This is a genomic window from Rhizobium sp. Root482 (assembly GCF_001426565.1).
Taxonomy (GTDB): Bacteria; Pseudomonadota; Alphaproteobacteria; order Rhizobiales; family Rhizobiaceae; genus Pararhizobium.
The window spans coordinates 99,915-112,395 of record NZ_LMFA01000021.1 but is presented as its reverse complement, the minus strand read 5'-3'; the positions used below and the strand labels follow the sequence as shown (position 1 = coordinate 112,395).

11 protein-coding genes and 1 pseudogene are annotated in these 12,481 nt (G+C 52.8%); 3 read left to right on the top strand and 9 right to left on the bottom strand.

Translation table 11 applies throughout. From position 1 onward, the window contains the following. Positions 1 to 125 precede the first annotated feature (125 nt). The 4 genes and pseudogenes from sthA to ASD31_RS14685 all read right to left on the bottom strand — a co-directional run bounded on the left by sthA (position 126) and on the right by ASD31_RS14685 (position 3,225). The gene (sthA, locus tag ASD31_RS14700) at positions 126 to 1,529 is read right to left on the bottom strand and encodes a Si-specific NAD(P)(+) transhydrogenase (protein ID WP_056335068.1); all 1,404 of its coding nucleotides are present in this window, start codon (positions 1,527 to 1,529) and stop codon (positions 126 to 128) included. A gap of 164 nt (positions 1,530 to 1,693) precedes the next feature. Beyond that, positions 1,694 to 1,939 (bottom strand): annotated as a pseudogene (locus ASD31_RS14695) (JAB domain-containing protein); the annotation flags it as partial. Positions 1,940 to 2,122: 183 nt separating this feature from the next. After that, entirely contained in the window at positions 2,123 to 2,452 is a 330-nt protein-coding gene (locus ASD31_RS14690; protein ID WP_056335061.1) for a hypothetical protein, read from the bottom strand. Positions 2,453 to 2,490: 38 nt separating this feature from the next. Further along, positions 2,491 to 3,225 (bottom strand): NUMOD3 domain-containing DNA-binding protein, encoded by a 735-nt coding sequence (locus ASD31_RS14685; protein WP_056335059.1) that lies wholly within the window; start codon positions 3,223 to 3,225, stop codon positions 2,491 to 2,493. Between the two features lie 170 nt (positions 3,226 to 3,395). Between ASD31_RS14685 and ASD31_RS14680 the strand changes: the two genes are divergently transcribed. The 3 genes from ASD31_RS14680 to ASD31_RS25540 all read left to right on the top strand — a co-directional run bounded on the left by ASD31_RS14680 (position 3,396) and on the right by ASD31_RS25540 (position 5,119). Continuing rightward, on the top strand, positions 3,396 to 4,181 hold the full coding sequence (locus ASD31_RS14680) for a hypothetical protein (protein ID WP_056335056.1): 786 nt from the start codon (positions 3,396 to 3,398) through the stop codon (positions 4,179 to 4,181). A gap of 73 nt (positions 4,182 to 4,254) precedes the next feature. Continuing rightward, positions 4,255 to 4,521: a hypothetical protein gene (locus ASD31_RS14675; protein ID WP_056335053.1), complete on the top strand. Its 267-nt coding sequence runs from the start codon at positions 4,255 to 4,257 to the stop codon at positions 4,519 to 4,521. 244 nt (positions 4,522 to 4,765) lie between these two features. Next, positions 4,766 to 5,119 carry a hypothetical protein gene (locus ASD31_RS25540; protein ID WP_082520576.1) on the top strand — a complete coding sequence of 118 codons (354 nt, stop codon included), beginning with the start codon at positions 4,766 to 4,768 and terminating at the stop codon, positions 5,117 to 5,119. Positions 5,120 to 5,232: 113 nt separating this feature from the next. Here the strand turns inward: ASD31_RS25540 and ASD31_RS14670 are convergent, their stop codons facing one another. The 5 genes from ASD31_RS14670 to ASD31_RS14650 are packed head-to-tail and all read right to left on the bottom strand — an operon-like array spanning position 5,233 to position 12,481. Continuing rightward, positions 5,233 to 5,721, bottom strand: coding sequence for a hypothetical protein (locus tag ASD31_RS14670; protein ID WP_082520575.1), 489 nt, complete (start codon positions 5,719 to 5,721; stop codon positions 5,233 to 5,235). Between the two features lie 14 nt (positions 5,722 to 5,735). After that, complete coding sequence (locus ASD31_RS14665; RefSeq protein ID WP_056335049.1) at positions 5,736 to 7,961, bottom strand: hypothetical protein; 2,226 nt, start codon at positions 7,959 to 7,961, stop codon at positions 5,736 to 5,738. 53 nt (positions 7,962 to 8,014) lie between these two features. Next, complete coding sequence (locus tag ASD31_RS14660; protein ID WP_056335045.1) at positions 8,015 to 10,213, bottom strand: hypothetical protein; 2,199 nt, start codon at positions 10,211 to 10,213, stop codon at positions 8,015 to 8,017. A gap of 1 nt (position 10,214) precedes the next feature. Continuing rightward, positions 10,215 to 11,075 (bottom strand): hypothetical protein, encoded by an 861-nt coding sequence (locus ASD31_RS14655; RefSeq protein ID WP_056335042.1) that lies wholly within the window; start codon positions 11,073 to 11,075, stop codon positions 10,215 to 10,217. Further along, a complete protein-coding gene (locus ASD31_RS14650; protein ID WP_156392675.1) occupies positions 11,075 to 12,481 on the bottom strand; it encodes a hypothetical protein in 1,407 nt (468 codons plus the stop codon). Before ASD31_RS14650 ends, ASD31_RS14655 begins: the two co-directional genes overlap by 1 nt.

The following is a 12,481-nucleotide window of genomic DNA, read 5'->3' as shown; positions in this document are numbered from 1 at the left end:
CAGAAAAGCGGGATGGCGCCGGGCACAGATGAAGCCCTTGACCGCGGCGGCTCGAACGCAGCAACGCGATTGGTGAGGAGAGGGCCGTTTAAAGGCAGTTTCCGCCAGATAGTAAATGCCGTCGCCTATGGCTTCTGAACTTCGCCCATCCGGTTGCCGGCGTCGAGGCCGGCGATCTTGTAGGCTTCGGCAAGCGTCGGATAGTTGAAGGTATTTTCGACGAAATATTCCACCGTGCCCTTCAGGTTCAGCACGGCCTGGCCGATATGGACGAGTTCGGTCGCCCCTTCGCCGACGATATGGACGCCGAGCAGGCGACGGGTCTTCAGCGAGAAGATCATTTTCAGAAGGCCTGAATCGAGCCCCATGATATGGCCGCGCGAGGTTTCGCGAAAACGGGCGATGCCGCATTCATAGGGAATGCCGCGCTCCTTGACCTCTTCTTCGGTCAGGCCGCAGGTGGAGATTTCCGGCACGGCATAGATGCCGTAGGGAAAGAATTTCGGCGGCTCCTTGGCGATGGCGCCGACGGCGACGCGCGCCGCGATCCGACCCTGTTCCATAGAGGTCGAGGCAAGGCTTGGAAAACCGACGACATCGCCGGCCGCGTAGATATTGGGCACCGATGTCTGGAAGGTTTCCGGATTGACGCTGAGGCGTCCGCGGCTGTCGGCCTGCAACCCGGCGGCTGGAAGGTTGAGCCAATCGGTGGCGCCCATGCGGCCCGCCGCAAACAACACCATCTCGCAATGGATGACACGGCCGTTGTCGAGCGTGATTGCGCACTTTCCATCCGGCAGCCGCTCCACCTTGTCGGCCTTCTGGCCGAGATTGAGCTTCATGTTGCGGTCGCGCAGCTGATAGGTGAAATCCTCGACGATTTCCTTGTCGATAAAGTCGAGCATAGTTGCCTTGGGGTCGATCAGGGTGACCTGCGTATCGAGCGCGCTGAAGATCGTCGCATATTCGATACCGATGACGCCGGCGCCGATGACCGCGAGCGACCGCGGCAGATCGTCGATCTCCAGCAACTCATCGCTGTCGAGTACGGTCTTGCCATCGAAGGGGATGTAATCGGGGCGAAACGGCTTGGTGCCGACGGCAAGAAGAATACTGACGGCGGAGACCTGCATCACCTCACCGTCGTCCTTGACGATCTGCAGGGTCTGCGGATCGATGAAGCTCGCCTTGCCGCGCAGATGCTGGACACGGTTGCGGGCAAACTGGTGTTCCAGCACATCGACCTCGTGATCGAGCGTGATCAACAGCCGGCGGCGCAGATCGGCGGCGCTGATCTCCTCCTTGACCCGGTACGAGCGCCCATAGAAGCCGCGCTCGCGCCAGCCCGTAAGGTTCAACGCGGTCTCGCGCAGAGTTTTCGAAGGGATGGTGCCGGTATGCACGGAGACACCGCCGACCCGCTTTCCCTGTTCGACGACAAGAACCTTCTTGCCCAGCTTGGCGGCCTGGATGGCGCCCCTGCGCCCGGCAGGTCCGCTTCCCACAACCACGAGATCATACTGGTTCATGACGTTTCCAATGATGAAGAGAGAATCGATGCGGCAGATTGGTGGCGCTGCTCAAGATGGTCAATTACAGGGCTTAACAAAATATACGCAATGCCGCGGATTTCATGCCCGCCGTTGAATGTCGCATTCCGCCGGCGTGCCGGGGGAGATCGGGACCACGCCCGTCAGATCAGCCGCAGCCCTTTCAGGCTGGCATGGCCGTCCTTGCCGATGATGATGTGGTCGTGAACGGTGATGCCAAGCGGCTTTGCCGTATCGACGATCATCTTGGTCATGTCGATATCTGCCCGCGATGGCGTCGGGTCTCCGGAAGGGTGATTGTGCACGAGAATCAGCGCCGTTGCCGACAGTTCCAGCGCCCGTTTGACCACCTCGCGCGGATAGACCGGGGTGTGGTCGGTTTGGTGTTGATAATGAAAGGAAGATAGAGAGGAAAATGAGGGGAGTCAAGGGATGCGCGGCAGGTAAGTGACTGAATAGCAATAACAATTAGCGGCGATCATTTCCGAAGGGCTGATTGGACCGCCATTATGTGAAAACTCAAATAATTGGCACTTTTATTGGCAGTTTATGGCAAGGACGAAAAAGCCGCCTCAATGGGCGGCTGACTGGCGTTCAATATCCTTGGCGATGATGAACCGTATGGGGTGCGAAAGATAGTTTCGAATGTGCTTCTGTGCGGCCTCTGGCTTGTCACGAACCTTGTCGCTCATTGCCAAGATGCCGATGGTGAAGCTTTCACCGGTCGCTGGACACTTCATCCGGAATGCATTGCGCGACAGCCGTTCGATTTCGTCGGTTGTGAATTCGCGGGCATTTGGGCTGTAGTGGCATGAGTGAAGGTCGAAAGAGACCGCGACATGCACGGTCTCAATCCAGTTTGTCAGTTCGCCATCGGTTGGCAGTATGGCGAATTCAATCATTGTATCGTTCCCGGTTTCAGTCGTGATATTTAGAGAATTCACAACCCTGCCGGTTCGAAGCCAAAACCGATGTCTTGCCATTTGAGACCGATGATTGAACGGTCAAAATGCTGATTGAGATATTTGACTTTGCCATAGGCAACGGCGCTGATGATCGCATCAGGTTTCAGGCAATGCCCATATATTGACCTTTGTGACATTCGGTTGCCGCAAGCCTTTTCAGCTTCGGTCGTTGCGGCGAACTTTCCCCACGGTGTCACGTAATAGCCGGTGAATTTGTAGTTCCGCTCACCACCGTTCGCTTCGGAAATTTTCTTCAGAGTTTCGGCTGATCGTTCCTTACCGAAGTTGGGATTGTTCGCGCCGCTATACTTACCCGCTCGCGCTTCGCTGATCTTTCGGCGAGTCTCGTCTGAACGCTTCAAACCTGTCAGACCTTTGCTTCGCTTCTGAAGGATTTCCGCTTTTCGAGGATGCAGATAAACGGCAAATCCGCCTGTCGATTTGTTTGCAATATTATAGCTGAATTCACCGCTATCGATGTAGGTTTGTTCGACAGCTTTCAGCGTTTCCCTGTTGGCTTCCTGTAACACAGACCATTCGAACCCATCCTTTCCATGGGCGTTATAAGCGTTCTGAAGTAAGCCGTTCTGGTGACTATTGCGAGACAGGTCGTTGAAGTGCTGCCATACCCTGCGCTTGATGTTGATCGATGATCCGACATATTTTTCGAGAGTGAATTTGTTTTCGATTTGATAAATTCCAGAATTCATATTGGTTTGTTATGTTCCTAGTTCTCGGATTTTGCATCCGGTTTGATTGATGAAAAAAGTTATGATTTTATCGAAATAAAATGAAATTAGCTGCGAAAATAGGTCAAAATAGCATGTCTGAAAAACCCTTGGCGACTAAATAATTTTATCGAAATAAGGAGAACTTTCAGATGACTATCAATAACACTACCACTGGCATTTACTCGCTCACCGTAAACGGAAAAACCTACATTGGAGCAAGCCAAAATTTGAAGTCCCGGGTGTACCATCATAAGCGCGATTTGCACCTCAACCGTCACCACGTTCCGGCAATGCAGTGCGACTTCAACGAACTGAATTGCGGGAATAGCGCCATCTCATTTTCGGTGCTTGAATATTGCAACTTTGATCAGTTGCGAGACCGGGAGCAATTTCACATTGACACCAAGGGGCCTGATTACAACATCCGTGCAGCTGGTGGCGGGGTTCGCGTCATCACTGATGAAGCTCGCGAAAATTCACGCAAAAGACTGACCGGAAAGCAGATGCGGTACGATGGTGATTTCTGCACGCCGTTTGGCGTATTCCCGTCAAGTTATCAGGCGGCAACCGCGTCTGATGTTCCGATGTCACAGCCTGCAATCTGGAATGCCTGCAAGCGACCAGACACGACTATTACACGTTCAGCTTATATGAGGTCGCGTTACCTCAAGCATAATCACGACGAGTCAGTGATTGGTAAGACGTGGCGTGAACTTGGCTTTTCGTTTCAGCCAAAGGCGGATGATGATACAGGGATAAAGGATGTTTCAACCGCTCAATTGGAGCTTAACGAAATTCCTGAACTGTCGGCTTCGGAGCGCTCAACGCTCATCGAAAAGCTGAAGAACAGCATGGCGAATGCTCTTGACCAAGTGAAGCAATCAGCTTCGGAAATAGGTGCGATAATCGATGCCAGCAAAAGCCGTCTTCACTAACGGCTTGGCGTCAAAGACTACCGATATTTAACAGCGATAAATATGGAGATGATAAACAAATCGAGGTACCGCAATGAGAACTGCACCTGACATTCTGCTTTCAACCGGATCGGATACCGGCAAGCCTCAAACAAAGGTGCTGGTAGCCAAAGGGCTGTTCGTGGTGCTTTATGAAGGGAAGCCGTTCAATTTGACGACTGATCGGCGTCCAGCAGACCAGCCGGTAATTTACCAGAGAACTTGTTATGTCTCGCGTAAACCGGCTGAAAATCTGGCAACGAAACTGAACACCATTTTCGATGTCGATGGATTCAGCGTTGTTGATGTGGAATTGGATTGAGGGCTAAGCCTTTGTCCGCTTGTAACCGTTCTTATTATATTTCAAAGCGGTATCCTGATTATACCAACTCTTTACATGTTGGTCAAGGAAAATCCACCTAAACCATTGAAAAATAACTTGTAATCAAATCAAGTTTTGCCACCGTTAGTCCAAACAGAAAATGCCAGCGTCCCGAAAGGAATGTCTGGCATTTTCCTATGTGTTCACGGTATGCTTCGATCACCTAAGAGGGAGCGTTTTTAACATGAAACGTATTATTTTAAGCGTATTTTTGGCGGCTGCTTTTTCGACCGGCGCTCAAGCTACCTGCATCGGAAGCGGTAGTCTTCAGAGTTGCATCGATACCAATGGGAATAGCTACACAGTCAATCGACTTGGCAACACCACGATTATGAACGGTTCGAATGCTTATACCGGTTCGACGTGGTCGCAAAACTCCATTCGGGCGGGTAGCAGCACTTACACCACGGGAACCGATTCAGACGGCAACAGCTGGAATATGAACCAACAGCGCATTGGTCGAACTACGATTTATTCCGGCATGGATTCGGATGGAGATTCATTCAATGGGACATGCAACCAATTCGGCTGCAACTGACCAGACCGATTGTCTTGTATCATAGAAAAGCCCGCTTCTCGGAAGATAGCGGGCTTTTTCGTTGTGAAACAGGAGAGTTCCAGACGTATTTATGGTTCGCCGATGTGTAGCGTTTAGATCGCCAATGCCTGCGACCACATCACATCGACGCTTTCCGGTGCCATCTGAAGTGCGCCTGCAACAGCCTGTAGTGTCGGGCTAAGCCTTTCGAACGATGTGCCGTACTCCCACGCAATTTGGGATTCTTCCTTTTCCTGACCATCCGGCAGTGCCGAAATAGCAGCATCCACGCTGGCGAGCGAATGACCGTTCCTGACCAGTGCCAACCGCAATTGACGTGGGCTGATAGGCGGCATCATTGCGCGTAGCTCTTCCGCTGTCGGTTCGGCAGGCGGAACATAAGGATCAATCGGGAAATCCGGATTATCAGTCAGCCATGCGCGGATAATTGGATTGAGACCGAAACTATCGTCCGGACGACTGCAATAATCACAGACGTATCGTTCGCCGTTCATATCGGTTAGATCGACGTTTACGATATAAACATCAACATCTTGTGTTGCAGATACTTTTGTAACTTCATGTAGAATTGGAGTTGTCATAGAAATTTCCTTAATTATGCCGTTCTTTGAAAAGTTCCACGAGCGCTTTCTGTGATGCCACACGAGCGCCAAGTACCGGACAAAGCCGCACCGCCGTTATCTGCCGTAACGTAAGCTCTTGTGTCCGAACCACTCAAATAGATCGGGCTTGTTTGATTCCTGTTCACCGTCGAACCCATCACCGCCAAAAGCTGCCCAACAGGGAAATTCGTAAGGTCTTGCGTAGAACCCGTATAAAATTGCGCATATCCAACAAGGTCAGAAGAAATTTGAGCGTTCACGAATGCAGTGGTTGCGAGACGAGTTGAACTGTTGCCAGTGGCTTGCGTCGGGGCAGTAGGCGTTCCAGTCAGTGCCGGGGAAGCCAAGTTTGCCTTCAGACCAAGCGCGGTGTTCATAGCAGCCGTGGTTGCGTAAGAAGCCGCCGCAACACCACCAAGGCGAGCCGCATCATATGCCGTTCCAGCTGCCGCCGTGGCGATTTGTGAACTGGAAATGTAGCCGCGTTTGGTGTCCAGTTCGAAGCGGAAAACTTCACCAAAAGTCACGTCATCTGTTGATGAATCGAAGTAGACGTTGTTGCCGTCAACGCGCATGCGAGCGGAATAGGAACCGGACGTTTGATCGATGAATTTGATTGCCGGTGCAGTGCCCTGAACGAACAAATCACTGTTGACTTTGAAACCGAGCGGAGTCGTAAACTCAAATGCGCCGCCGCTGTTGAAGTAGAATGCGCCGGTTGACAGAGCGCCATTATTACGAACAAAAAATTCATTCGTATCCATGGCAATATTTGCGCCGGTCGTCGCACCGATTTGGAATGCATGAGCGGTTGAAGTTTCCGAAAGGTCTGAAGTAGACAATGCGCGAACGCGATTTGCCGTCAAATAGTCGATACCGTCATAATTTCCTGAAATGCGAGCATTCGGAAGGGTGCCTGTCGAATTCGCTAGATCAAGGAAATACGTGCCTTGCTGACCATCAAGCAAATCGGCATCAAGCGTCGAGCCTGCACCATCATTGCCAGCTGTCCAGACCTTCTGTCCCCAAATTTCAGCGCGTAGAGCGGCACGGTCAAATGCGAATGCATGGGGTGATTCAAACGTACCATCACCAGCATCGTCTTGCTGAAGCTGGAAAACACCACCATTCAGATACAAACGCCAGTTCGATGCGTCGTTTGTTTCGATGAATGAAATGACCGGACCGGTGTTCTGAATGGTCATATTACCGGATGTGACGAAAGTCGCATTGTCCCGGTAAAAGCTGGTTGAATCGCGACCATCAAGCAAATCGGCATCAAGACCGGAACCGGTGCCATCGTTTCCGCTATGCCAAACCGTGTTGTACGTTGTTGCCGAGCTATCGTAAAACTTCAGGGCGTTCACGCTGTCCGTGTTGTTCAGCAAGAACATATCGTTGGTGGCGTCGTTATAAAGTCGGAGACCTGCCGCTTCTGTGGTTCCAGCCCTATGCTGAATATAGGCAGAGCGAACACCGTTCCTGTTGAATGTAAAATATGGATCGCTCGTGGTATCGCCAGCGGGCGTATCCATTTGCAGAACGCTAGACGTACCAGTCAGTTTGAGTACACCGGCTGAAACTACCGCTTTGTCTACGCCGCCGTCCGCGATGAAGGTGAAGGTGTTCGTGCCATCATCAAATGTCAGATTGTCGTTGTTTGCGAAAGAAACGCCAAGAGCGGCGGGAACGTTCAACTGACCAGTCAGGGTCACGTTGTTGGCGGTTACAGCAGTGAAAGCCGCATTGTTTGCCGCGATATCGCCGAAGCTGGTGTTGCCGGTGAACTTGGCGTTATGCACTTCATTCGAGATGACAACGAAACTTGTGCCGTTGTAAACAACCTCAATGATGCTACCGGCTTTGATCTGTCCAGCCGTGAGCGCAACGCCATGCCAAGACAAGACGCTTTTGGCTCCGAGTGAATTCACGTTTATCGTTGCCGCGCCGGTATTGGTGATGTGGGCATAGAACCGGATCACAACGCCTTTGGCATAAGCTGCCGGGGCTTGACCATATGTCAGGACATAGGCGCTCGCACTGCCGGTTGATGTGACAAGGGCGTTTGCCTGTACATATGCGCGTTTGACCGCACCGCGAATGTTCCGGATGATCGGCGCAACTGTGGAAGGTGAAAAACCGCCCTGTACGCCATTCGGGCTTGGGTTCGTGTTGTTTGCGTCGAGTTCAGCCCAATCGCTGGAAATAATGTCTGTCATCGGTGGCTTTTCGCCCTCTTTTTATTGGTAGTCGGGCCTTTCTTCCCGGTTGATTAGCGGTCGTCTTCGCTGTATTGAGCGATCTTCAAATATTCATTGATGGCGGCGGCAAGCGCGTTGTCTGATGTCGATGCACCAATCTTCGCGAGCTTCTTGACGTAGGATTTCAAACCACCACGCTCCATCTGACCGCGCCCGATATTGGCGAGCCACGCAACGGTTTGTGGGTTTTGCAGAAGCTTGGCTTGCGATCCGGCGCGCAACGATGAAGTGGCACTGCCCATTGCCCGCTTGGCAACTGCACCAGCAATTGCGCCGGTTGCGGCTGCACCACCAGACGCCAATGAAGCGCCGGTTCCCAATGCAATCGAAATCAGATTGTTGCGGGAAAGTGGGTCAAGCGAGTCTTTGATCTGCCGATGGTTTTCGGTGTTCGAATGGTTCGCCTTCTTGCTGTAGTCTTTCCAATATCCGCCGATTTCCGCAAGACGGTCCAAATCCTTCCGGTATTGAGCGCCTTCGGTGCCGGTGAAAATTGCGTTTTTCACTTCCGGAGAGACGTTCTTTTTCCAGTTATTCAGGAATAGCGTTGGTTCGAAAGCATCTTCACCATTAATCGAAGCGCGACCAAGGCGTTCTGTAAATCCAGCGGCAACCTGATTCCAAGCTTGCTTACCGCCTTCCGAACGTTCAACAATTCGCCGAACTTGAGCGACACGATTACCGCCCTTTTTGGCGTCTCCCATGGCGTACTGAAAGACTTCATCGGCATTCTTGGAAAGGATATTGTAGGCTTCGCCGCCATTGTCCAAGCCATCTGGTCGCTTCTGTGCCTTGCCGAAGCCGGTGACCGGACTGGCGTAATTATCGCGATAATGATCATTCGCTTTCCGAAATGCCTCAAGAGCTTCCGGACCACTGACTTCAGCGGTCTTTTCCATGTCGGTTTCGAGCGCTGCATACATGCGATTTAGCTTGTTTTTGACAAACGGGTCATCGACATCTTTAGCGGCTGCACCAACGCGAGAACGGGCTTCCTTCAGCTGTTTCGCCGAAAGTTTCCCCTCTTGAGCGGACTGGATAATCTTGGATGCACGTTCAATAACACCGTCAATCAAAGCCCCTTGGCTGAAAAGTTCTTCATGGTTCATCGCTGCCTTTTCATCAATCAAGGACGCGAGAAAGCTTTGCGTGTTGTCTGTCAAACCCGGGCTTGTGACCTTGGATTCCATGATCGAATAAAGACGGTCGCTTTCATCCTTTGCAGACTGCTTTGCGAGCTTCGTTGCATTTCGGATAAGTTCGCCTGAACCTGCCGGTGTCGCGGTCGTCGGTGACATGCTGCCGATGATGCGGTTGAATTCGTTTGCCTGCGCTTGAAATGCTTCATCCTGTTTTGCGGCGATCTGCCCACCGTTCCGCATCGGCTTCAGTGCATGTTCAAGCAAAGCCGTCTTTTCATTGCCGGTGATCAGACCAGCGGTCGGTTCGACGCCAATACCGCGCCAATCTTCAAGGCGTTGCGCTGCTTTTGCATCAGGGGTGCCGATAAGCGATTGCTTATAAGCTCCGGAAAACGGGTTGAAATTCTTGTTGAGGGCTTTTGCAGCGGGTGCAAGAACAAGTCGCCCGACGCCTTCACCAGCTGCGCCAAGCGCGGCTGTCTGTGCCATATCGACAAGCTGTTCTTTTCCGGTTCGCGTGTCTTCGTTGCCGAAGATTTTGTTCATTGCCCACATGGTGCCTTCGCGACCAGCGGCTGAACCAACACCTGCACCGCCGATAGCACCTGTTACGGCACCAGCTGCTGTGCCGACGACAGGCACGGCAGTACCAGCCACACCACCACCAACACCGCCAAGGAGACCACCAACACCGCCACCAACCGTTTCACCGATTTCTGGCATGATGCTGGCAAAGTCACCGAGACCGGGAAACCAGCTTTCGGTATTGTAGAGTCTGGTTTTTCCCTGTTCGTCGCTGAAAATAAAATTGCCGTCGCCATATGGTTTGGCATCAGGGTAATGCTTCCGGAGTGCGGCAAGTCGATCTTCTGGCTTTTCAAGCGATCCGACTTCCATTCTAACAAGGGCAGGGGCGTCGTCACTGTTATCGATCTGTGAGGCTTGCGGTCCAGCATCGCCGAAGATGTCGGCGGAAACGGAGTCGCGCTCCATCGCCTTGCGCATCCACTCCGGTACCTGTTGAGAAGCCGTGTCGCGCTCGATAGCGCGTTTCTGCCAATCTTCCATTTTAGACGTAAAAACCTCCTAACCCGCCAAGCGATCCTTTCTTCTTCTTGCGCGGTAGTGCGGACGGCATCATCGTAAATTCAACCGGCGTATCTGAACGCCCGCCTGATCGCGCTGAAGCCTGTATTTGCTTATTTAGCTGCGCATCGCTTTCACCGAGGGCTTTCGCGAAGTCCCCGATGCCGGAAAGCGCGTTCGTGACTTTGCCGGTCTCGACACCGAAAATTTCTTTCGGCGGCTGTGGTACCTGCACGTTCTTCCCGGTGATCTTATTAAAAGCATCGACTAATATGCCGTTGTTCGATTTCGGCGCTGTCTCTTTCGTATCGGTAGCGAGTGCGAGAGACTGAAGTTCGGGCTGTGGCAAGGCTTGCGGTGCGTCGGGATTTGCAGCGGCTAGAACTTCCGCGATGACATCCGGTTTGCCAGATGGAGCGCCGTTGTACGCATCGCGAAGCCATGACGGGGCGTTGTCACCCTTGCCACCAGCCCCCCAAACACCGGGATTGCCCATGCCGATATGCATACTGCCCTTGGACATGTAGCCGGGTCCAGCGCCGAAGCCGCTAACCCCATTTGCCTTGCCGTTGCGGACAATCTCTTCAAAGATCGGGACGTGTTCCGGGTTCGACCAATCAAGCGGCTTATCGCCCTGAAAGAACCGCACATCAGCGGCGTGACCGTGATCATGTCTGGTAGAACCAACGCGACCGCCGCCTTCACCCTTGCCGGGCTGACCACCGCTGAACACTTCAGCCGTGATGCCCATCTTTTCGAGGAAGCCAAGCCTTTTCAATAAATCTTCGGAAAGCTGCTGATTTCTGGTGGCGTTCTGGTTGGCGTAACGGATGTAATTGACCATTAGCGCTTCATCCGTTTTGTGCCGGGCGGATCGCCAGCGAAACGATAAGACGCACCAGCCGGAAGGCTGTTATATTCAGCTTCAGAGCCGACAACGATTGCATCGCTCGATTCAGGCTGAACGCTGCCGGTGCTGTCCGATGAAGCATCGCCGCCACGAGCTTCGCGGAATTCGGCAAACGGATCGGGAAGGGCGTTGATTTCTTTTTCCGCGTCCTGCCAATTCCCATAGAGCGGGTCAGCCGAGTCATAGACGCGGTTGGCGATTTCGGCGGCTTTGATCTTGTTTTGCTCGATTGCCGAGGTGGTCCGGGCAATGAGGGCGTTGCCTTCAGGCGAATTCGCCATAGCCGGAAGCGATTTCAGGAACTGGTTGGCGTCGAAGTCTGATGTCGCGCCAGAACCGGGAACGCGCATAGTCGGGGCAACCTTGGCAACCATCGACTCGAATGCCTGAATTTCGTCCATACCTTCGACGTTAACGCCAACAGCTTGTGCCCAAGGACCAACCGTCTTTTTGACTTCAGCCCATTTGCCGGTGCCGATGCTCTGGCTAAGCTGCGCCATACGCGAAACGTTGTTCGCCAGTTCCTTGGCTTTCAAGCCTTCAGCCTGATAGCCCGCAAAGCGTTCGGATGCGTGTTTAGCGGATTCGCCGAAGAACTTGTTGTCCGGTTGAGCTACGCCAGCCTGTTTCAGCCGAAGTTCATTTTCGCGGAATGCCGGGTTCTCGTTGCCATACTCGAAATTCTTCTGGTCGGCGGTCATCTGCGCATTCTGACCAACGGCATTGCCGAGCGATTCAGCCTTCTTGGTGTCGAACAGACTTCCGGCATAACCACCGGCAAGACCGAATGAACCATCTTCACCAACCACCATGCCGTTCTTCGCGCCGGTCTGCTGAAGCTGCTGGATCATCCCAACCGTATCGCGAGCGCCCGCTTCATCGCCGTTCGCCATCTGGATTTGGAGAAGATCGTGAAGCGCTTCCTGCGAATAGCCGTTAGGACCGGGCGCACCGTACTTTTCAGCAAACGCCATACCACGCGCCTGACTATCGGCAATCGTCTGCAATTTCTGCTGTTCAGCGCTGTTCGCGGCTTTCGATGCTGCCATTTTAGCCGCGTTCAATGTGTACTCATCAGCCGAACCGACACCAGCGCCGATACCACTGCCAAGAACGCCAAGGAAGTTCGTAGGGGTAGCCGATGGACCACCAGCAGCCATCATCGAAGCGCCGCCCATCATAAGAGCGCGTGACAATGCGGCACGTTTGGTTTCATCTTCAGGAAGGAACTGATCAAGGAAATTGGCTTTCTTGGAAGCGGTAGGATTAACCACCGCTTCAAGGTCATTGCCGTCCACGAGCTTCTTCTTTTTTGGGTTTAGGAAATCAAAGACGCCCAT